Source organism: Pantoea sp. X-Soil-TKNS-1279 (assembly GCF_059730565.1).
Window position 1 is genome coordinate 84,970 of record NZ_AP035952.1, and the last position, 21,449, is coordinate 106,418.

The 21,449-nt window shown below is 54.4% G+C and carries 21 protein-coding genes and 2 pseudogenes; 8 read left to right on the forward strand and 15 right to left on the reverse strand.

From position 1 onward, the window contains the following. Positions 1–8: 8 nt before the first annotated feature. A pseudogene (locus tag AC6I8N_RS26165) lies at positions 9–308 on the reverse strand (zinc-binding dehydrogenase); the annotation flags it as partial. 52 nt (positions 309–360) lie between these two features. Next, positions 361–780, reverse strand: a pseudogene (locus tag AC6I8N_RS26170) (LysR family transcriptional regulator); the annotation flags it as partial. A 131-nt stretch (positions 781–911) separates the two neighbouring features. Here AC6I8N_RS26170 and AC6I8N_RS26175 point away from each other — a divergent pair. After that, positions 912–1,124, forward strand: a complete 213-nt coding sequence (locus AC6I8N_RS26175; RefSeq protein WP_036627057.1) for a hypothetical protein — start codon at positions 912–914, stop codon at positions 1,122–1,124. A 119-nt stretch (positions 1,125–1,243) separates the two neighbouring features. Beyond that, positions 1,244–1,390, forward strand: coding sequence for a hypothetical protein (locus AC6I8N_RS26180; protein WP_497831730.1), 147 nt, complete (start codon positions 1,244–1,246; stop codon positions 1,388–1,390). A 46-nt stretch (positions 1,391–1,436) separates the two neighbouring features. Here the strand turns inward: AC6I8N_RS26180 and AC6I8N_RS26185 are convergent, their stop codons facing one another. After that, complete coding sequence (locus AC6I8N_RS26185; protein WP_497831731.1) at positions 1,437–1,625, reverse strand: hypothetical protein; 189 nt, start codon at positions 1,623–1,625, stop codon at positions 1,437–1,439. A 514-nt stretch (positions 1,626–2,139) separates the two neighbouring features. Between AC6I8N_RS26185 and AC6I8N_RS26190 the strand changes: the two genes are divergently transcribed. Further along, positions 2,140–3,753 carry a dipeptide ABC transporter ATP-binding protein gene (locus AC6I8N_RS26190; RefSeq protein WP_497831732.1) on the forward strand — a complete coding sequence of 538 codons (1,614 nt, stop codon included), beginning with the start codon at positions 2,140–2,142 and terminating at the stop codon, positions 3,751–3,753. A 92-nt stretch (positions 3,754–3,845) separates the two neighbouring features. Continuing rightward, on the forward strand, positions 3,846–5,072 hold the full coding sequence (locus AC6I8N_RS26195) for a hypothetical protein (protein ID WP_497831733.1): 1,227 nt from the start codon (positions 3,846–3,848) through the stop codon (positions 5,070–5,072). 113 nt (positions 5,073–5,185) lie between these two features. Here AC6I8N_RS26195 and AC6I8N_RS26200 read toward each other — a convergent pair whose 3' ends face one another. The 7 genes from AC6I8N_RS26200 to AC6I8N_RS26230 are packed head-to-tail and all read right to left on the reverse strand — an operon-like array spanning position 5,186 to position 12,617. Further along, entirely contained in the window at positions 5,186–5,995 is an 810-nt protein-coding gene (locus tag AC6I8N_RS26200) for a sulfurtransferase (RefSeq protein ID WP_497831734.1), read from the reverse strand. Next, positions 5,985–6,956 (reverse strand): ornithine cyclodeaminase, encoded by a 972-nt coding sequence (locus tag AC6I8N_RS26205; protein WP_497831735.1) that lies wholly within the window; start codon positions 6,954–6,956, stop codon positions 5,985–5,987. Before AC6I8N_RS26205 ends, AC6I8N_RS26200 begins: the two co-directional genes overlap by 11 nt. Continuing rightward, entirely contained in the window at positions 6,957–7,955 is a 999-nt protein-coding gene (locus tag AC6I8N_RS26210; protein WP_208726820.1) for a 1-aminocyclopropane-1-carboxylate deaminase/D-cysteine desulfhydrase, read from the reverse strand. It abuts the gene before it with no gap. Further along, positions 7,939–9,366 (reverse strand): M20 family metallopeptidase, encoded by a 1,428-nt coding sequence (locus tag AC6I8N_RS26215; protein WP_497831736.1) that lies wholly within the window; start codon positions 9,364–9,366, stop codon positions 7,939–7,941. Before AC6I8N_RS26215 ends, AC6I8N_RS26210 begins: the two co-directional genes overlap by 17 nt. Beyond that, positions 9,363–10,277, reverse strand: a complete 915-nt coding sequence (locus AC6I8N_RS26220; RefSeq protein WP_497831737.1) for an ABC transporter permease — start codon at positions 10,275–10,277, stop codon at positions 9,363–9,365. Before AC6I8N_RS26220 ends, AC6I8N_RS26215 begins: the two co-directional genes overlap by 4 nt. 1 nt (position 10,278) lies before the next feature. Next, positions 10,279–11,127, reverse strand: coding sequence for an ABC transporter permease (locus tag AC6I8N_RS26225; RefSeq protein WP_497831738.1), 849 nt, complete (start codon positions 11,125–11,127; stop codon positions 10,279–10,281). Continuing rightward, the gene (locus tag AC6I8N_RS26230; protein ID WP_036627143.1) at positions 11,124–12,617 is read right to left on the reverse strand and encodes an ABC transporter substrate-binding protein; all 1,494 of its coding nucleotides are present in this window, start codon (positions 12,615–12,617) and stop codon (positions 11,124–11,126) included. Before AC6I8N_RS26230 ends, AC6I8N_RS26225 begins: the two co-directional genes overlap by 4 nt. 165 nt (positions 12,618–12,782) lie before the next feature. On the opposite strand from AC6I8N_RS26230, the gene AC6I8N_RS26235 reads away from it, so the two are divergent. After that, entirely contained in the window at positions 12,783–13,439 is a 657-nt protein-coding gene (locus AC6I8N_RS26235; RefSeq protein WP_497831739.1) for a GntR family transcriptional regulator, read from the forward strand. 168 nt (positions 13,440–13,607) lie between these two features. Here AC6I8N_RS26235 and AC6I8N_RS26240 read toward each other — a convergent pair whose 3' ends face one another. After that, positions 13,608–14,903: a glycoside hydrolase family 10-like protein gene (locus tag AC6I8N_RS26240; RefSeq protein ID WP_497831755.1), complete on the reverse strand. Its 1,296-nt coding sequence runs from the start codon at positions 14,901–14,903 to the stop codon at positions 13,608–13,610. 232 nt (positions 14,904–15,135) lie between these two features. Between AC6I8N_RS26240 and AC6I8N_RS26245 the strand changes: the two genes are divergently transcribed. After that, a complete protein-coding gene (locus AC6I8N_RS26245; RefSeq protein WP_497831740.1) occupies positions 15,136–15,444 on the forward strand; it encodes a hypothetical protein in 309 nt (102 codons plus the stop codon). Here AC6I8N_RS26245 and AC6I8N_RS26250 read toward each other — a convergent pair. Together AC6I8N_RS26250 and AC6I8N_RS26255 are read right to left on the reverse strand one after the other, a co-directional pair. Next, a complete protein-coding gene (locus AC6I8N_RS26250) occupies positions 15,441–16,100 on the reverse strand; it encodes a DUF1345 domain-containing protein (RefSeq protein WP_497831741.1) in 660 nt (219 codons plus the stop codon). The genes AC6I8N_RS26245 and AC6I8N_RS26250 overlap by 4 nt on opposite strands. Before the next feature lie 82 nt (positions 16,101–16,182). Continuing rightward, positions 16,183–17,469 carry a methyl-accepting chemotaxis protein gene (locus tag AC6I8N_RS26255; protein ID WP_497831742.1) on the reverse strand — a complete coding sequence of 429 codons (1,287 nt, stop codon included), beginning with the start codon at positions 17,467–17,469 and terminating at the stop codon, positions 16,183–16,185. Between the two features lie 290 nt (positions 17,470–17,759). Between AC6I8N_RS26255 and AC6I8N_RS26260 the strand changes: the two genes are divergently transcribed. Then, entirely contained in the window at positions 17,760–18,107 is a 348-nt protein-coding gene (locus tag AC6I8N_RS26260; RefSeq protein ID WP_497831743.1) for a hypothetical protein, read from the forward strand. A 510-nt stretch (positions 18,108–18,617) separates the two neighbouring features. After that, the gene (locus AC6I8N_RS26265; RefSeq protein ID WP_497831744.1) at positions 18,618–19,790 is read left to right on the forward strand and encodes a hypothetical protein; all 1,173 of its coding nucleotides are present in this window, start codon (positions 18,618–18,620) and stop codon (positions 19,788–19,790) included. Here AC6I8N_RS26265 and AC6I8N_RS26270 read toward each other — a convergent pair. Beyond that, positions 19,731–20,486 (reverse strand): SDR family NAD(P)-dependent oxidoreductase, encoded by a 756-nt coding sequence (locus AC6I8N_RS26270; protein ID WP_497831745.1) that lies wholly within the window; start codon positions 20,484–20,486, stop codon positions 19,731–19,733. The two genes, AC6I8N_RS26265 and AC6I8N_RS26270, sit on opposite strands and share 60 nt — an antisense overlap. Then, complete coding sequence (locus AC6I8N_RS26275; RefSeq protein WP_497831746.1) at positions 20,483–21,448, reverse strand: zinc-dependent alcohol dehydrogenase; 966 nt, start codon at positions 21,446–21,448, stop codon at positions 20,483–20,485. The genes AC6I8N_RS26270 and AC6I8N_RS26275 overlap by 4 nt, the downstream gene beginning before the upstream one ends. Position 21,449 lies beyond the last annotated feature (1 nt).

Consider the following 21,449-nt stretch of genomic DNA (forward strand, 5'->3'; position numbering starts at 1 on the left):
AGTGTTTTTCAGATAGTCACAACAATCTTGCCCACCTGGCCGTTCGCTTCCATATAGCGATGGGCTTCTGCAATCTCATCGAGACTGAAGGTTTTCTCGATCCACGGTTGCAGCTTGCCGCTACGTAACCCCTCAAGCACGAAGGATTTTGCACGCGCCAGTCTTTCTGCATCAGTCGTGATTTTAAACAATTCATAGCCGCGCAGCGTGAGGTGTTTACCGAGAATATCAAATACCGGGACAACCATATCGCGACTGTCGAGTGCCCCATACTGGAAAAACATCCCCCGGGGTGCCATTACCTGGGTGAAATTCCGTGACGTTGTCACCAGTAGTCGTAACCACACCTGCGGCTTCATAGCCAGGGCGAACCAAACAATCGACGCCTTCGGCGATCAAGTCACTCCTTTTGTCTGACGATCCCAGTACCACCTCAATCTCAGGATAGCGGCTGATGAAGTTCGGCAGATGGGGATGAGCAGCGTGTTGGCCAGCGCGAGCGGGACATCCAGCCGGAGTCGACCACGAGGTGATTGAGTGGCAGAGAAACTGGGCATCATATCGTCCACATCGGTCAGCAGCAGTTTGGCGCGCTGATAGAACGCATCACCTTCGTCGGTGACGTTGAGTTTACGGGTGCCCAAGTTCAGCTTCCAACTGCTGAATCGCTTTACTCACCGCAGGCCGGTGTAATTGCAGGACATCGGCCGCTTTGGTGAAGCTGCCCAGCTCCACCACCTGGGTAAAGATCTGGATAAATTCGATCATATTGGCACGCATGATTTAGCCTGGTCCTTGTGCGCTCAGCATTTGTCGCAATCTGGTGTTCACTTTGCCTCACTTCACGTTTTTGTCAGCCAGGCGTTGGGTAAATTCTGGGTGAACCAGAATCTCTGATAAGGGTATGTAAAATGAAAAAAGTAACATTTAGCGCCCGTCCAAATCCAGCAGGGGTAACTAAAGCGATCCTTTCCGTGATGGCGGCAGAAGGTTGGGAATTACTCGATGCGCAACATGCAGCTGAACCAGGTGAGATTGGTCAGTTAGATGATGTGACGGCTGAAAGGCTGAGAAAAGCCATTGAGGATGCGGCGGGGGATAAAGTGAGAATCGAGGAAGAGTAAACGGATGCGGCTTTCTGTTGTTAAGCGAAAGTCGCATCAACCTTCAAGGAGAACGAAACAATGGCAACCGTCACATGGGACATCACGTCCAATAAATTTCCTGTAGTGGTGATAAAAAAGTGCGAGAAATTCTCGGCTGGGATATGGCAGTCACTAAGCATGCTGTAGATAGTGGCAAAATTGAGAACATTGACGAGGCGAAAGCGCACCAAATTGCCGATGTGCTTAAAGAAGAAGGGATAACAGATATAAAAATCTCTGATTGATCTCCGTCTCCTCTCCCTGACGACAGGTCAGGGAGAGGGCTGACCACTACGGCTTCACGCGATATTGCACGTTAACGACGGTGGGTTGAAATGCCGTGATAATGGATTGTGTAGCAGAAAAAGACGATGAGAGCGTGGCCTGAGCCATATAGAGTTCCTTCCGGACGACCAACAAGACAGCCGTGGCCGTCACAAGGATAAGGGCGGTGATAATGATCACCGTCTGCTGTTTCATTGATACTCCTCCTTGTCTTTCGACAGGTAAGAGGCTACCTTTATGTTGCTTGGCATAAAGGGGGCCTCAGGTTGATGGATATTAACCTGGGGCTTTTCTCTTTCTGCCGTCAGCGAAAGCAATGCTTAAGACAGAAAGTCTCAAGCACCCGCCGCGAGTCTACTTATTCCCTGTCACAGCTGCAATTAACAGAATGCGCGAAATTCAGACGATTTTTTACAAGAACTTATATTTTTTATCATTTAAATCAATATGATGAAAAAATATAAAATAATATGATTTATTTTGTCGAGAGAAGTTATTTGTGGGCAATTTCTCTGTATAAACCATCAGAAATGATTGTCACATCACAATTCGGTGATTAACCTCAAAATAATGCCGATTTACTCGTTTTTATTCCTTTTTTCTGTCACGCCCTTATATTCATGACTTTGGGGTCATAACCTAACGTTCTTGTTAGCTTTTGTCTCAGGATATATCCTGTATTTTTCCGCTTTTACGGACCGATAGCCTTATGAATGCAACGACGCGCCTCCTGTCTGTGGAACACCTCAATCTGGCAACGGAAGACCAACGTCTGCTGGTGGACGATGTTTCGTTCCATCTCGATCAGCGGGAAATTGTGGCACTGGTAGGGGAGTCCGGCTCCGGTAAGACACTCACCTCGCTGGCATTGATGAATTTGCTACCGCCGGGCGTACAACAAACCTCGGGTATCATCCGTTTTCAGGGAGAGGAACTGGATGCGAGGCGCACCGCCACATTACGCGGTTGCCGCATCGCGACGGTGTTTCAGGAACCCATGACCAGCATGAACCCTACGCTGCGTATTGGTGAGCAAATTGCCGAAGTACTGGTACGTCATCGGCAATTCAGCTGGAAACAGGCACAGCACGAAGCGGTGGCATTGCTGGATCGCGTCGGTATCGTCAACCCGGCACAGCGCGCGCGCCAGTATATCCACCAACTTTCAGGTGGCATGCGCCAGCGTGTGATGATTGCCAGCGCCATCAGTGGGCAACCGGATGTGTTGATCGCCGATGAGCCAACCACCGCGCTGGATGTCACCATTCAGGTACAAATCCTGTCATTGTTGCAGGAGTTGCAGCAGGAGATGGGGATGGGCATGTTGTTGATCACCCACGATCTCTCGGTGGTGGCGCGTTATGCGCATCGGGTGTGCGTGATGCAACAAGGGCAGCTGGTTGAACAGGGGGATGTACTTAGCACCCTCGGGACGCCTGCGCATCCCTATACCCAAAAACTGATCAATGCTTCTTTATCACATCTTCCCCCCACGCCTCCGGTGCGTGAGCGTCAGACACCGTTGCTGACACTGCGTGACATCTGTAAAAGCTATTCAACGCCGGGACGCCTGCCGCTGATGCCGGGCAAGCGCCAGACGGTGCTGCATCCCACCAACCTCGAGATTCAGCCCGGAGAAATTGTTGGTCTGATTGGTGAATCTGGCTCCGGCAAAACCACCCTGGGCAGTGCAGCAATCGGCCTGATCGCCGCCGACAGCGGCGAGGTGTTATTTGAAGGGAAGCCGTTGAAAGGTCGCCAGTTGAATAGCCTGCGTCGCCACAGCCAGATTATCTTCCAGGATCCCTACGCCAGTCTGAACCCGAAGATTACCGTGGGAGAACAGATTGCCGAGCCGTTACGTGTCTGGCAGCTACGGCACGGGGCGGCGATCAACGCGCGTGTTAATGAATTGCTGACGCTGGTGGGTTTAAAACCGGAACATGCAGATCGTTTACCCAGCGCCTTTTCGGGTGGACAGCGTCAGCGTATTGCGATTGCCCGTGCGTTGGCGATGGAACCCAAACTGCTGGTGGCGGATGAGGCGGTCGCCGCATTGGATCTCTCGGTGCGTGGGCAAATTCTGTCTTTGTTCAGCGAGTTGCGTGACAAACTTGGCTTGTCTGTGTTGTTTATCAGCCACGATCTCAGCGCGGTTCAGCAATTGTGCGATCGTGTCATTGTGATGTATCACGGCAGGATTGTGGAATCCGGCGCGACCGCTCAGGTGGTGGAACAACCTCAGCAGGACTATACACGTCAGCTGCTGGCTGCCGCGCCCAATGTACAACAGGCGCTGTCCCAGCGTCAGATCGCACGATAAATCGTGCCGCTACGTTCAGCATGGTACCGCCACCATGCTACTGAGGGGGCTTCATCATGGTCGCTTCCTGGTTGATATTCATGGAGGAATAAATGCTGATTATCTCATCTTCATCTGGACCCGCGTCCTCCTGCACGGAACCTGTCGAGCTATCAGCGGGAGGCGGCGCACACTTGGGGCAACAGGTAACCAACACGAATAACACGAATCTCACGCCTTCAACTAACGTGCCGAAAGAACATGAGCTGAAAGGTTGGAACACGTTCCGGTATGAGAGTTTTAAACATACCATCGGGCCTGACCGGCAGCCACTCCTGTCTGAATGCATTCCGGTTCAATCGGAAATGGAAAAACAAGAACAAATAGAAATCCTGCTCTCCATACTCCTCGATCAATCTCTCCCTCCCGGAAATATGGCAGAGCCTACAAAAAATATATTAATGAAAATAATCAATTCAATAACTGTAAATGAAGCCGGAACAGTACGTGAGGGATTTTCACCTATATTTACGCGTGGCGATGTTGCGAGTGAATCCTTATTCATTACCGCATTGGATCGAGAATATAAAAATACGGGTGCCAATAATAACGCCTGGGTACAGGAACTAAAAAGCACATTGAAGGAAATAGGTTTGCCCACTTGGGAGAATGACAATAAGTTCAATGCGTTGCGGGTAGAAGTCGCTAAAAACTCGCTGAGCAGGCTGTTATTTGCGGCTAAAAGCCCTGCATTTTTAGAGGCAATACGTAACGAGGATACTGCGAAAGTGGCACTGCCTGATGAGTCGGGGAAAGTGGAACTGCCTGATGAGCTGGCTGATCCGTTAAATAATCCACATCTGGAACAAATGCGGCCTGAAATTGAGGAGACCCGAAGACAACTCAGGGCCGCAGAGATAAAAAAGGCGGAAGACGAGGTCGCAGAGATAGAAAACGCGAAAACAGACCTATTGGAAAACATGAAGAACGGTAATAAAGTTACCATGCCCGATGTTAAAAAAATTGTTCATACAAAGACTAATTTTTCTGAGTCAGGTAAAAACAAATTAAAGAGAGAGCTGAAAATAATAGTCTATGTGCAAAAAGCAGTTAATGATAAAATAGCTGCAATGATAGAAGAGGAGACGGACCCTCTACTTAAAAATGAAGATGCTCTTATCGCGTCGAGCTACGATATCGATGAAGTATTGGATTCAGAAACGGTTTTGAAATTGAAGTTGACAACGGAGGAACGAAAGGAACAATATGCTCGATTAAAAAAAGAGCAGGATGATACGTATAATAATGATCACGGGCAGAGCCCTTTAATAAGGGAATAAGGGAATAAGGGAATATGAGTAAGGGAGCCTTTGAAGCGCGGATGAGTTTAGTGTTTCATTTTTATAGTTCATACAATCCATGCTTATTCGACGATAAATTACACTGTGACGAATTACACGATGGGCAGTTCATCATGTTCCGCCCATTCATGCCAGGAACCCACATAAATCGCCACTTGCGGATAACCCGCCAGTTTTAATGCCGCCAGCACGGTGGCGGCGCGTGCGCCGCGATGGCAGTAGACCTGCAACTGTGCACCCCGTGCCAAACCTGCCGCTTCAGCTCGCTGGGCGATTTCAGCAGCAGTACGAAAGCGGCCATTTTCCAGCACATCTTCCCAGAACAACAGGCGGGAATGAGGGATACGCCCAGCGCGATGGCAGCAATCGTGCACGAAGCTGCCATCAAATTCTGACGGACGCCGCGCGTCAACGTTGAACACCGTTTTACCATCAGCGTTGATGACCTGTTGACGGCTGCTGACCCAGCGGCTGTCCCAACTTACGACAGCGTGTTCTGAATCTTGTGTGACGGTGTAACTTAATCCCTTGCCCGGCTCCAGGACGTCACCTGTCTCCCGCCAGGCATCCAATCCGCCATCGAGAATCAATGCATCGTCCCGACCCAGCAGCCAGGCAAACCAGGCACCGCGCGGCGATCGCATCCCCACCTGCTGTTCAAAAAACACCGGCGTTGCGGCCGGATAGCGATCAAACAACGGTTGCAGCGCGGCAGCAGCATCGGCTGCCATCGCCGCCAACCCGGCAGGGGTGCTGTCGGCGATAAAGTAATCGTAAACGTTGCAGTGCTGCGCACCGGGCAACGTATTGGCTTGCCATTCGGCAGCGTCACGCACATCAATCAATAAAAAATGTTCGCCGCGTGACTGTCTCAGCCGCAGCGCACTGGCCTTAATGATCATGCGTGACTCCATTAAATAATGTTTGCCAGTTTCCAGGCTGCTGCTGCTCGGCCGCTGTCAGCACGCGGGCGGCGAGGGCGATATCGAAAACGTTCAGCCCGAAGGAGGAGAAGTACACGCTATCGTTAGCGTCAGGTCGCCAGCCATCTAGCACCAGCGAGGTGAGATCGGCCGCGACTTCGTGCTCGGCGAATTCCCCCGCGCGGAACATCTGGAACAAACTTTTGGCGCTGCGCTGGGCGAAATCGCCCCATGCATCCACCACCACCTGGCGGCTGGCTTTGATCGCGGCAAAGCTTACCTCGTGATAGCCCACCTGGATTATCAGACGGCCCGCACGTACCGCTGGCGCATCGACAATGGGTTGCGTCGCGCTGGTACAGGTGATCACCGCGTCATACGGTTTTGCCAGTGCCGCGTCGAGATCGGGCTCGGGGGTGATGCCGTTAAGGCCAGACATATTTTCCGACGTGCGATTCCACACGCCGATTTGCGACAGCGTCGGAAACAAGGTCTGCAACATACGCAGATGCGCCCGGGCGTGAAAACCGGCACCCAGCAGTAACACGCGTTTTACCGCACGGGGCGCGGCATATTGCAATGCCAGCGCGCTGACGGCAGCGGTACGCGCGGCAGTTAATGCGCCACTGGCAACCAGGCCGCGTGGCACGCCACTGGCGGCATCGTTGATCAGCGTTACCGCCAGGGCGGCAGGTAGCGCATCGGGTCGCTGCGGGCGGTGGGCGGTCCACTTGACGCCCGCAGCGTTAAAATGTCCGCCAACCCTGGCGGGAAGTGCATAGGCTTTGCCGAGCGGTGTCGCGAGGTCGATATGGTTTTCGGCAGGCATCTGCGTTTCACCGGCGCGCATTAACGTGACAACGTCACGCACATCGGCCAGCGCTAACGCCGGATCGTCGCCGCCGAGCAGCGCCACCGTGGCTTCGTCCAGCACGCGCATTTATTGCTCCAGCAGCCGGTCGGCAAACGGATAGAGCGCCGGAGAACCACCGCAATGCACGAACGTCACGTTGGCACCTTGCGGAATACGCCCCTGTTTAACCAGCGATATCAGGCCGTGCATCGCTTTGCCGGTGTAGACCGGATCGAGCAACACGCCTTCCTGCTGCGCCAGTTGGTAAATGGCGTCGATACCGCCGGCTGATGGGATGCCGTAAGCTTCACCGACATAGCCATCTTCAATCCAGATATCGTCGGGTTGCCACTGTTGCGGCCATTGCAGCAAATCAGCACAATCCTGCGCCATGCCTGAAATACGCGGCTGGAACCAGTCGGCTTTGGCACTGACGCTGATGCCGATCACTTTTGTCTCAGGCCAGTAACGGCGCGTGCCAACGTGCAGTCCCGCGAGGGTACCGCCGGAACCGGTCGGTGCTACCACAAAATCCGGCACCGGGGCGGCGCGCTCAGCAAGCTGCGCGCTGATTTCCTCAACCGCACGTACATAACCCAGCGCGCCGAGCGGTGTGGCACCGCCCAGTGGGATGATCATCGGCTTCTCGCCGCGGGCGCTGGCCGCATCGGCGTGCGCCTGCATCGCCCCTTCGATCTGGGTGAAATAACCGTCCGGGTCGAGGAATTGCACCTCGGCTCCGAACAGCTTATCGAGCAGCAGGTTTCCCTGCCAACTGGCAGGCGGGTTGCCGCGCAGCACCAGTACCGGACGCATACCAAACTTACGCGCCGCCGCTGCTACCATGCGGGCGTGGTTTGACTGATGTCCACCGGTGGTGATCACCACGTTGACGCCGGCCTGGCAGGCCTCTGCCATCAGGTACTCCAGCTTACGGACTTTGTTGCCGCCGCCGCCGAAGCCACTGTAGTCATCACGTTTGATGGTGAGATTTATGCCTAATACCTCCCCAAGCCGCGGTAGCGGCTCCAGCGGCGTGGGGAAGAACCCCAACGGCACGCGTGTAAACTCATCGACTGTCTTCATTAAAATTACCTGTAATATTTTGTTTTAGTACTTCTCTGGTGTTTCCCTGGTGTGGCGCGACCCGACCAAAGGTCGAGTCAGAAAATGCGGTGAGCCACAGGCTCAGTGACTGCTGGAAGCGCTCCAGTCCAGTCAGGGTGACAAATTCGTTTACGGCGTGGGCGTTGCCGCCGTGCCCCAGGCCGCCAATTAAAAAAGCGGGGGCGATGGCAGTGAAGGCATACGCCGGGGCGCAACCCGGTGCCCACGGCCAGATTTGCGGCTGTGCGCCCAGCGTCTGATAGCTGGCGATCAGTTCATCGACGCCGCTGGCGTGGCGACCGAAACGAATTCCCGGATAGCGATCAACCAGTTCCAGCCGGGTGCCGGTCAAATCCGGCTGTTCAAGGCGCTGCTGCGCGGCTGCAATCATCGCATCCTGATCAAACGCAGGCGGGATACGGAAAGCCAGTTCGGCGCTGGCTCGGAACGGGATCACGCCACGACCACCGACCGGATCGCTGTGCAACTCGGCCAGCGTCAGCACGGCGCTGCCGAGCAAGGTTTGCAAACAAGTGACCGCGTCACCGGTAATCATCAGACGCTGGCTGCGGCGGAAGTGCAGCTCATCATCGATGCTGAACGACTGCGCCAGCGTTGCCAGCAGCGCGTTAGCCTCGGCATCCGGCGTGATGTAGCCCAGTACACCGCTGTCAGCGGCGGGGGCGATGGCGTCCAGTGCCTGCACCAGACGCCAGGCGGGATTGGCTATCCATCCGGCGTTACTGGCGTGAATGGCGGAGGAAGGCCCGCCCCATTCGCCGCCGTTGACGCTTAAGCGTCCGGTGGCGAGGCCGGTAAAGCCGAGATAGACGCGAGGTGCGCCGCCGCCATATTCGCACAGCGACGGAAACAGCACCGCCTCAGCCGGTGCCACCGGACAGGGCTGTTGCGCGAGGTAACGCCGCAGCGTGCCGCTGCCAATTTCCTCTTCGCCTTCCAGCAAGATTTCGAGGTTGACCGCCAGCTGGTTGTTCTGCAACAACTCCCGCAGCACAATCAACATCCCCGCCACCGGGCCTTTGTTGTTCTCTGCACCGCGTCCGACGAACACATCGCCTAAATCGTCCCAGTGGCAGACGCCACCGACGAAGGGCGGCACATCCCAGCCCGCGTCATCCGCAGGCATCACGTCGTACATGTTGTACAGCACCACGGTTTTGCTGGCACCGGTATCAATACGGACATGCACCACCGGCGGCTTGTCGGCTGCCTGGCTGGCAACCGGATAAATCACGCGGGCGTTCAGGTGCGTCACCATCCAGGATTCGAGCCACGCGGCCAGGCCGTGTTGCGCGTCAAGCTGTCCCGACACGCTTGGCCAGCGTGTCAGTTCACTCAGCAGTTCCAGGGTGGCGTCGAGTCGGTTCACAGGCGGATCCTCGGGTTCAGCACCAGATACAACAGGTCGATCAGCAGATTAATCACCACAAACACCAGCGCGGCCAGCAGGACGATCGCCTGTACCAGCGGGAAGTCGCGGTTTTGAATCGCCTGAATCGCCAGGCGACCAATACCCGGCCAGGCAAAGATAATTTCTGTCACCAGCGCGCCGCCGAGCAGCGAAGCGAAGTACATACCCTGCACCGTCACCACCGGGATCAACGCATTACGCAGGCCATGTCGCACCACGATACGCCACTGACTTAACCCTTTGGCACGCGCGGTGCGGATATAATCCTGTTGCAGCACTTCCAGCAGGCTGGCGCGTGTCAGACGTGCCACTGCGCTCATATAAAAGGCACCGAGGCTGACGGCGGGCATAATCAGCGCAGTGAAACTGCCGTAGCCACTGGAGGGCAGCCATTGCAGATGCAGGCTGAAAAATAAAATCATCAGCAGTCCGAGCCAGAACACCGGAATGGCCTGACCACTGAAGGCCACCAGGCGGCAGATCAGATCCCAAAAACTGTGCGGGCGCAGGGCGCTGATAATGCCGAGCAGCAGGCCAAGCAGGGAACTCCAAACCAACGCGCTGATGGCCAGTAGTGCCGTCGCAGGCAGACGTTCACCGATTAATGCCAGCACCGGCTGGCTGTAGCGCAACGATTCACCAAAATCGCCTTGCAACACGCCACTCAGGTAGTGGCCGTACTGCCACAACAGTGGGCGGTCGAAGCCCATGCTGTGACGAAAGGTATCAATCTCCTGCTGGCTGGATCCGGGGGGCATCATCAGCGCAGCCGGGTCGCCGGTCAGGTGCAGGCTGAAGAAAATCAGCAGCGATACGCCGAATAACACCAACACCGATTGTCCGAGGCGATTGAGTAAAATGTTCAGCATATTAATCCAGCCTCGTATGGGTGCGGCGCAGCAGGGCGTCGCCCAGCAGGTTGCAGCCAATCACCAGCGCGGCGATCACCAGACCGGGATACAGCACCAGCCACTGTGCCAGCAACATATACGAACGACCTTCACCGATCAGATTGCCGAGGGTGGGCGTCGGCGGCTGAATGCCCATGCCGAGAAAACCCACTGAGGCTTCCAGCACAATCAGACGCGGAATATCCAGTGTCAGCAGCACCACCAACGGGGTGAGCAGATTAGGCAGGATATGACGTAACAAAATACGCAGTGGCGAGAATCCCATCGCTTTCACCGCCTGGATGTATTCCAGCTCGCGAATTTCCAGCGTTTTGGCACGCGCCACACGGGCGTAGATCGCCCAACTGGTCACCCCCATGATGACGATAATGTTGGTGGTGGACGTTCCCATCAACGCAATCACCAGCAGGATCAGCAGGATAAAGGGCACCGCCAGTTGGATATCGATCAGGCGCATAATCAGGGCATCAACCCAACCGCCGGCATAACCGGCAATCATGCCGAGCGCCACGCCGACCACCGCACCAATCGCGGCGGCTAGCACTACCACCAACAGCGACAGGCGCGTACCGGCGAGGATGCGGGAGAGCAGGTCGCGGCCCAGTTGATCGGTGCCGAGCAAATGGCCGCCAGTGCCGGGCGGCAGGAACATCTCGGTTAGCTGGTTGGTTAACGGGTTCGGCAATGGCAGCCACGGAGACAGCAACGCCGCCACGATCACCACCAGCAGCAGCGCGCTGCCGATGATGGCATCACCGTAAAAAATACGGCGTGGCCGACGTTGTAAGGCTGCTGCCGGGGTAATCATTTCAGCCTCAGATCAAACAGCGGGATACGGGCATCGACACGGCCTTTAAAGGTCAGTGCGTCGCTGTGCGCATACAGCGTGTCTTCGCGATACAACGGGATCAGCGGCTGCTGTTCAGCAACGCGTTGCTGAATCTGTTGCAGCAGCACTTTACGTTTCGCGGCATCCACCGTCTGGCGGCTCTGATCCAGCAACTTATCCATTTCAGGATCGTTCACCGTTGAGTAGGGTTCGCCGCTGTGCAGAATCGGGAACAGGGCGGCATCGGCGTCCAGTGTCTGGGTCGATCCCCACGCCAGCATATACATCGGGGCTTGCTTCTGCGCCGCGACCTGCTGGGTATAAACCGACCATTCCGGCACTTCGAGCTGGGCTTTCACGCCGATCGCTGCCAGATCCTGCACGATCGCCTGGGCGACATCCGCGCTGGCGATATAACGACGTGGTGCCTGGAAGCGCAGGGTAAAGCCATTCGGATATCCGGCCTGCGTCAGCAGGGTTTTAGCTTTGGCGACATCCTGGGTGGTGGCGGGTACCGCCAGATAACCGAAATCATTGGCTCCCGCCATAGTACCGGTCGGCGTGCCGTAGCCATGCAGCAACTGCTGGGTATACGCCTGACGATTCAGCGCCAGCGACAGTGCCTGACGTACACGCACGTCGTTCAACGGTTTTTCGTTGTTTTTCAGACCGAGATAGATGGTTAACCCACCGCCTTTGACCTGCTCCAGCGCAACGCCAGGGCGATTTTTCAGCGCAGGCACCAGATCGGCAGGCACGCTTTCCACCAGTTGGACTTCCCCGGTCAGCAATGAGGTGATACGGGCGGTGGCCTCCGGGATCGGACGCCAGGTGACGCGGTCAATGGCAGGTTTGCCACGCCAGTAAGCGTCATTGGCGACCATCACCACTTTTTCGTCCGGGATAAAGGTATCCAGCTTGTAAGCTCCGCTGCCAATCGGTTTGCGCGCGAATTCGCTGGCTCCCACTTTTTTCACATAAGCGGGCGGGACAATATAGGTCGGATAACGGCTCATGCGGGTTGGCAGCAGCGGATCCGGACCGTTAGTATGAATCAACAGCTGATAGTCGTTGACCACCTCGACCGATTTAATGGTGCGGATGTAGGAGATGGTCGGTGCGTGGTTGGCGGGGTCAAGAATGCGGTCAATGGAGAATTTTACCGCCGCGGCATTGACCGGCTCGCCATCGGTGAAATTCACCCCTTTGCGCAGGTTAAATTGCCAGGTGGTGTCATTGATGGCTTTCCAGTCGGTCGCCAGGCCCGGTTGCAGCGACATATCATCGGCGCGACGTACCAGGGTATCGAAAATATTATCCACCAGCGTGGCAGCTTCTTTGAGAAAGCCGGGATCCATAGCCGTGGCTGATGCGGGTTGGGCGATGGTTAACTCTGCCGCCTGCAAACTGGCGGGTAACAGGGCAAAAAGCAATGCGGTGGTAGCAAACTTCACTGCAGGTAGTCTCATAAACTTCATCCCAAAATGCATTCGGTAACGTAGTGAAAAGAGTGTTGCTGTGTTGATCGTGCTTCGCTTGTTTTGTAATACATGATATATCCTATAGCGGGACGTTTTGGCAACAAAACATTTAAACTTCTTACCATTTGCACAATCCGGGAAAGGAAAAAACGCATGATTGAGATGGAAAAAGCACAGCGACTCAGCCTGACCGCCCAGGTAGAAGCCACGCTGCGTAGCGCCCTGATTGTCGGTAAGCTCAAGCCCGGCGCGCGCCTGGTCACCCGTGATCTGGCGGCCCAGCTGGGTACCAGCATCACGCCGGTACGTGAGGCGTTACTGCGCTTAGTTTCCGCTGGCGCACTCAACGCAACCCCGGCGGCAGCGTTTTTGGTCCCGGAAATGACACTAGAGCGATATCAGGAGATCACTCTGATACGTAAGCAGCTGGAAGGGTTAGCGGTGCGGATGGCAACACCGAATATCACGAAAAAACAACTTTCTGAGCTAAAAAAATTGTGCGATCGCTTTATGCAGGCCAAGTTGAGTGGGGAGGTTGAAGCTGCGTTGGAGGCCAATCGTGCTTTCCGCTTTACCCTGTATGGGTATGCAAAAATGCCCACGTTGTTGCTGCTGATTGAACAACTGTGGGTGCAGATTGGGCCTTGCCTGAATTATCTCTATCCGCAATCGATGGAAATGGCCAAAGCACATAATTACGATCACCTGCTGGAGGCGCTGCAGACCAAAGATGTGGTGCTGGCGGAGCAGGTGGTGATGAAGGCGATTGATGACGGCGCGGCGATTTTGCTGAGGACGTATTTTGTTTGATAATTTTCTGGGGCGCGATAAATCGCGCCGCTACAAAAAAGCTAAAACTCGTCATTGAACCGACACCCAACTATAACCGTTCAGGTTTTCCAATACCCTGCGACGGATTCTCATGAGCTGCTTTGATCAGTTCTCTGACGCGTTCAAACAACGTTAGTACAAGAAAACTTAACTCCCCCAGCGGCTACGCAGATAATTCACGGCCTGCTGCGTTTGCGGCTGATTAAGGTAGTTTTCTCTGAACAGAATCGTGCCGCTGATTTGCGGCAGTGATTCATTTAAATCCAGCTGTTTTTTCAACTCCGGCACACCGCCGTTGACCGTCCAGTCAGGTTCACTCTTTGAGGGTTCACCCACTTTATACAATGCCACGCCGATATAGAGGCGGGTATGCGTCGGTTTCACCACATTCGCCCACCAGTTTGCCAGCACATCATAACGCGCCGCCTGACGTGAGAACGGCCAGTAAATTTGCGGGGCAATATAATCCAGCAAGCCCATTTGTACCCACTGACGGGTGTCGGCAAAAGCCTCATCATAAGCTGCCGCCCCTCGGGTATCGGAACCGGAGGGATCATGCGACAGGTTGCGCCATACGCCAGCCGGGCTGACGCCAAACTCGACACTGGGTTTCAGCTGTTTAATGGTGCGAGACACCTGCTCGATCAACAATTGTGTATTGTGACGTCGCCAGTCGGCTTTGGACGCAAATCCCTGACCATATTGGTGGAACGTCTGGCTATCATTCAGGGCAGACCCCGGAGATTCGGCGTAAAAATAATCATCAAACTGCACCCCATCGACCGGATAATGGCTAACCACTTCCGCTACAATGCTGGTGATCCAGTCGCGTGCCGCGGGTATGCCAGGGTCAAGCACAAAACGATCGCCAGCAGTACGGATCCAGTCACGATGCAACACAAACACACTGGCAGGATGAAGCGACAGGGTGGCGTTCAGTTCAGCCACGGTGGATGGCTTGGTGTTGACTGAGACGCGATAGGGGTTAAACCAGGCGTGCACTTTCATGCCGCGCTTATGCGCTTCGTCCAGAATAAATTGCAGCGGATCATAACCAGGGTCGGCCCCGATCTTACCGGTCAGCATATCGGACCAGGGCAGAATTTTAGAAGGCCACAGCGCAGTACCATCCGGTTTTACCTGGAAAAATACGGTGTTGATACCCAGGCTCTTTAACTTATCCAGTTTATCTGTGAGCGCTTTTTGCTGCTGGCTGATGCGGCTGGCGGCACTGCTGGTATTCACCGACGCGACCGGCGGCCAGTCAAGGCGTGAAACGGTTGCCAACCAGACGCCGCGCATCGGTTGCTGATCGGTTACCGGTTTCGTCGGTAAAGGGGGCTGCGCAACGGTCGGTAGCGGGGTGACCAGTGATTTTGGCGGTTGTGACGTGCAGCCAGCAACTGCCAAAGCGACCGCGACAAGCCAGCCACTCCTTTTCAGCGAGAGGGTGATGATAAGCTCCGGTTATTCTGATGATCCTGTAAAAAGGACATTTTCTGAGTTAGGCGATCAAAGTCAAGCCGGGCGCAATGCTTTTCGTACATGGACAAATTCTGCACAGTTTTATGTCCACTTTGTACAGGCTGAGGCATGGGCAGAGGTGGAGTTACCGGCACGCCGGTAGCTCTCTTGTATATGTAGTCCATCAACGACAAGATTAAGGACAAATACGATGAGTGATAAAAAAATGATTTCAATCGATCAATTCAATCCTGAGGAGCGGTTGGCGGTTGAAGAGGTGTTAAGGGGATTGGTGCAAAAGTATCGCCAGCGCACCGGTAAGGAACCCGATGTGAAAAAAGAGAAGGAATTCACCACCGAGGCACGACAGCAAATCATGGCGCTGAAGCAGGCTAAAGAGAAAGCGCTGGCAGAGAAAGCGAAAAAGAAACCGTTGAAAAAGAAAAAACCGGAGTCGCAGGCGGCCAGTGAGGTCAGCGACTTCAACTGGTCGGCCTCGGTGATGAAAGGGCGACGTTAACTCAACAATCCCGCGCCAACATTCACCGACAATCCAAGAATCGCCAGATTAAAGACAAACGAAATCACCGACTGAAGCAGCGCAATCTGGCGAATGTCGGTGGTGCCGGTAGCCACATCGGCGGTTTGTGCTGCCACGGCGATGGTGAAGGAGAAATAGAGAAAATCCCAGTATCCCGGATTGTCCGGTTTCTCGGGAAAGATCATCGGAGTGACCTTATGACTTCGGTGCAAATAGTGATGATGGGCGTAATGCAGGGCGAACGATGTTGGCAACAATGCCCATGAAACCACCAGGGTGCTGGCCGTCAGCAGCAGATGTAACACGCGCGGCGTGCCGGTAAGGTGTTTTAACGAGGGCAGCTCGATAAGGATAGCCATCAGACTGACCAGACAACCCAGCGTCACCAGGCTTAGCACCAATGTCGCGCTCTCATCCTGTTGTCTGGCGATCTGCGGAATATCTTTCACGTCGGTACGAAGCATGCGTAGCCAGACGAGGATCAAATACAGCCACGCCAGTACATTCCAGCCAATCAACAACCGTTGCAGATAACCCAGTTGAGTGGGAAGCAAAAAAAAGCACAGTAGCCCGGCGGCAATAGACACCAGAAAACGCAATCGGGTGCGTAGGTGAGTTCGGAAAGAAAAATCCATTGTTATTATTGCCCGACAAAATAAGCGTATAGATTAACTATAGGCGTGGAGGGCAGCGTAGTGTGTCCCTCCACGCCGACAATCACACATCCAGCCGATGAATTACATTTACAAACTCGTGCACACCGCGATTAATCTCTCGCAGGCTGCGTGACAAATCGCTGATTTTATCCTGTTCAGACACCACAAAATGCTTAACCTCATCCAGCTGGTGATACATCTGCTGGATCAGCCGTGCATTTTCCTCCACGACCTCGGTGATTTTATGTGTGGCGGTAGCGGTAGAAGCCGCCAGTCGCCGCACCTCGCCTGCGACAACGCTAAATCCACGTCCGGCCTCTCCCGCTCTGGCCGATTCGATGGCGGCATTCAGCGCCAGGATATTGGTTTGTGAGGCAATCAGGTTAATGGAGGCGACCACTTCGCTGATACTTTTCGCTGACGCGCTCAATTGCGCGCCGATCTCAGTGGCGGCGTTAACCTGCACCGACACCAGTCCGGAATTACGGACAGTCTCTTCAAGTACCTCGTTGGCGTTATGGGTAATTTGTGATGTCTGTTCTGAAGTGGTGACTGCGATGTCTGCCACCCGTTTTGCTGCCTCGACGCGAGCGGTGATATCCGAGGCGATTTTGATCACCTTGTAGACCTTGCCGTCAGCGTCGAATACCGGATTGTAGCTGGCTTCAAGCCAGATGCGTTCACCACTGGCGGTTTTACGTTCAAAGCGACCGACAAAGTGCTGACCCTTGGCGATTTTCTGCCAGAAATCCGGATTTTCACGGTAAAAATTGTCATAGCAGAACAAACGGTGATGTTTGCCGATAATCTCCGGCAGGGTATAACCCATATGCGTAAGGAAATTGTCGTTAGCAGTGAGAATATGGCCGTCGGGAGTGAATTCAATCACGGCCATAGAGCGGTCCAGCGCCGTGATTACCGCTTCTTTTTGCTCCAGTTCCTGGTGTCGCGCGGTGATATCGCTTGCCACTTTAATCACCTTGTACACCTTGCCTTTATCATCGCTGACCGGAAAATAAGTGGCGCTGAGATAAAATCGCTGATGCTGATGGTTAAAGCGTTCGAAAATACCGGTTACTGACTCACCTGAGGCGAGCCTCTGCCAGAAGTGGCGATATTCCGCCGTGTGGGTGTAAGCAGGGCTACAGAAAATCCGGTGATGTTTGCCCTGAATTTCTCCCAGGTTGTAGCCGGTAACATCGAGAAACTGCTGGTTGGCGCTGAGTATTTCGCCATCGGGCAAAAACTCAATCCATGCCACATGTTGTTTGATCGCCTCAATATCCTTCGCAATGCCACCATCTCTGGAAAAATGCAAAAAAGAGCCCGACTTTTTAACACCAAACATAAGACACCCCAGGAGGTTATCGTTATCCCGATTAATAAATCGCCTGCCGCGTATGACGGCTGCGCATGATTTTCCCTGCCGGACACTTGATCATCCGCCTGACATGGCGAAAGAGGGGTCTCTGCTGCGCAAAGCGCGCAGGCCGGGATGTGTTGATCGTCCTTTGTCTGGTGTTGTGTAAACGAACGGAGAGTAAACTGAAAACATCGTCCCACATTTCAGTATCGGCAGAAAACACAGAAACTTCATGAAAATTTTAGAGGCATTGGTGGTGATAAGCATTGATTATAGTGAAAGTTCTTACTTTTCTGGCTGAGGGAGAACCCGTCAATTTTAATCCAGGCAGGGATGCTGACCATGAGCACAATTACCCGTTCGCTCACGCAACTTCACCATCTGACACAGGAGATAGTGAGATTTCAAAAAGCCTCAATATCGCTCACATCAATAAAAATCGGGAGATGGATTTTATTAAAGCTTCTGGAGAGAAAAGCCTGGAAGATGCCGTTAGTAAATTTCATACGGACGTCGATTTCAAGAAAGCTGTCAGAATTAATAATGCTGATACAATATCAATATTAGCAATGGAGTTGCATTACGCTTTTCTAACTTTTTCGGATAATGCTGCTGGTACATGAAGTGACAGGACTTGCAAAAAAATAGTGTCGTTACGTAAATTCTGAGAGAAACGCAGGGGGATTGGGCGAGAGATTTTGCGTAGCGCTGGCAGGTGTGTTCCGGTTATTCCGTAGCGGCGCGATTTATCGCGCATCATCCAGCGATGGTGACGTAAAACCTGCGCGATAAATCGCGCCGCTACGGGAGAGGTGGTATTCCGGGATTAACGGGATATCGTATTTAACATAATCATGATTATGTGCACTTCCATATAGAAGCAAAGCTGACTTAGCCGTTATCGGACAGCATTATATTGCCGCTACTTCTTTCCGCTTCCAGAAGTCATTAATCAGAAATGGTTACTTTTTTCCAGGGAAAATTAAGCTTGTGTGTCACTGTGAAATACGCGGGTAAATAGAAATGGGGTTATGTTACCTATTATCATAATAAGTTTTTTATATGACACGATCGTTAAATTAACCCTACTTTAACAATACACACTTATCTCGATCATAAAAATGGATGTCATAATGTCTGTGGTCACATGTTCCCGTAGCTCTCATGCCTCTGTTGTTTTCTCAGCGACCGACAATAATGCTTCTAAATTGCGTTCATTGACCTTCGTGGCCAATACCGCAGACGCCCAATATTCTGGTGCCAGGATTACACGGCAACGATCGTATTCATCTCCGGCCCAAATCAGCGGTTCATTAACCGAGTCGCAAGCTACCGGAGGCAAGGACTTTATTGTTATTGATATACCAGAACAGGAAACTGAACTGCCCGCTGTTCAGTCTTCTCATCTGTTAAGCAATATCGGTAATGTTGCCGCACGTAGCCTGGCGTCGGTCGCGGTGTCTACCGGGGTACGTGAAGTGGTCAGACGCGTGGTGCTCCCGGCGGTGGCACCTGCCACGCTCAGCGCATTGGCGGTTGGCTGCGGTACGGTATCTCTGGTAATGCAGGGGGGATCCCTGGCCTGGGATTGTTATCAGGGAAGACAGACCACGCAAAACGTTTGCGCGCGTGTGGGAAGCATCCTGTTGGCAGGCGGTTCGATGATTGGGTTGGTATGCAGCGGCGGATTGTCCCTGGCGGCGGCACCCTTAATCTCTGCGGTGGTGGTGTATGTCCCGATCCGGGATTTCATTCAATATTTTCTGCCACTGCGTGACAATGTCACTTCAGAGGTGGATTTTCGTGCTGTTCTCAGCGCAGCGGCAGCGTATGCCGTCAACCAAACGGCCGTCAGTCTGGGGATGATAAAGTTTGCCGATGTGCTGGAACCGCTGCTTGGCCCGGTCACGGCCAATATCGCTGCCGTGACCAGCCTGAATTTTCTCGGCGAAACCGCAGAAGAGTTAATCACCCGCCACATCAAAGCCTGGTACGCTGGCGAGCCAGACTTGCGGATAGATTTGCATCCACGTTGCGCCGAGGAGATTACCTGGCAAAGCGTATGCGAAACCTTTACCGATCCGGTTGCTGGCCGGGCCTCATTATTCACGGCAAGTTTTGCTAACTCCTTTGCCATCCCCGGCGGTGATCTGGCAGCCAGTGGCGCTGTTGGCCTGACGCTGGGGGTGGGTTTTCCGCTGTTCACCTATAGCGCCGATCATCCAACCCCGTCGACTCCTGTGCTGTCAAATCGCCGCGAGATAACCACCATCGACATAGATTACCTGTCCGGTGAGATACTTTGACGCATCGGAGCAGAGGAAAATGGCGGTGCCAACCAAATCATCCAGTTCACCAAAGCGGCCAAGCGGAATTTTTTGCAGCATCGCGGCGCACCAGACGCTGTCTTCATAGAATTCGGCGGTCAGATCGGTGCTGAAATAACCTGGCCCGAGGCCATTTACCCGAATCCCCTGCCCGGCCCACTCCGTTGCCAGCGTGCGGGTTAGCCCCGCCAGCCCCGATTTCGAGGCACCATAGGCGGCCGCTCCGGGCACACCGACTTCGCTGGTCAACGAACAGAGATTAAGGATCGCCCCGCCGCGCCCCACCATACCGCGTGCGGCAGCCTGAGCGACGAAAAACGCGCCTTTCAGGTTGGTATCCATGATGCGTTGCCACAGCGCTTCATCGACGTCGAGCGACGGGCACAGTTGCTCAGTCCCGGCGTTGTTGATCACCACATCAAACGGCGGCAGGCGGGCAAAAAAATCGCGGATCGCCTGTGGTTGTGAGACATCCAGCGGCCAGGCTTCGGCTTGTGGATCGATCTGGCGCAGCGCGATCAGCGCGTTATCCAGCGTGGCCGCATCGCGCCCACACAATGTTACCTGTGCGCCCGCCTGCGCCAGACCCGACGCCAGCGCAAAGCCTATGCCGCGTGAGCTGCCTGTCACCAGCGCGCGTTTTCCCTGGAGCGAGAATCGTTCTAATCCTTTCATGGGGTGATCACCGTTTTTAACCAGGGGCTGCGACCAGCAATCAAATGTGGGTAGATGTCCGGCACGTCATCAAGGCCGATGGCAGGCGCGACCAGCGTCGCCAGTTTATCCGCCAACTGTGGCAGCAAGGCCAGCGCCTGGCGTTGTTCATCACGAAAAACGCTACACCCCACCAGGATGATTTCCCGCTCCACCAGGCGGTTCATATCGAAATCCGCTGAATGGTGGAATAACCCCACCAGCGCAACCCGTCCCCCGCTGCTGATCTCTTCCACCAGCTGGCTTAATACCGCATTGATCCCGGTGGCCTCCACGGCAAAATCAAACGGGCCGGGTGGCTGCAACGGAATCAGGTCTGCCAGCCGCTGGAAACGCTCGGTGTTCGGCTCAACCAGTTGCACCTGGCAATGCGCCACCTCATGCAGCAGCAAGGCGACCAGCCCGCCGATGGTGCCCCCCCCGGCGACCCGCACCCGCGCCCCAGGCGCAAGCTGCAACTGGTTCACCACCCGCAGCGCCACGCCCAGCGGTTCGCTGAGCACTGCAATCTGCGGCGGTAAATCGTCTGTCACCCGAAGCAATCCGTGCGCCGGTAACAGGGTTTGCTCGGCGAAACCGCCATCGCACACTTCCCCGACAAAGCCCAGCTTCTCGCACAGGTTGAAGTGCTGCCGGGCACAGGCCGGGCACTCACCGCACCAGACGCGGGAGTCCGCCACGACCCGATCGCCCGGACGAAAATCGCTGACGTCCGGGGCGCAAGCCATCACCTCGCCCATCAACTCGTGCCCCGGTGTCACAGGCAGATGGGCAAACCATTTGCCGGTACGGTAGTTATGCAAATCGGAACCACAAATTCCCGCTGCCAGCACACGAATCTGCACCTGACCTGGCGCCAGCGTGGGGGCGGGAACCTCCGCCACGCTCAACTGCTCAATGCCTGCTAACCGCACAGCTTTCATG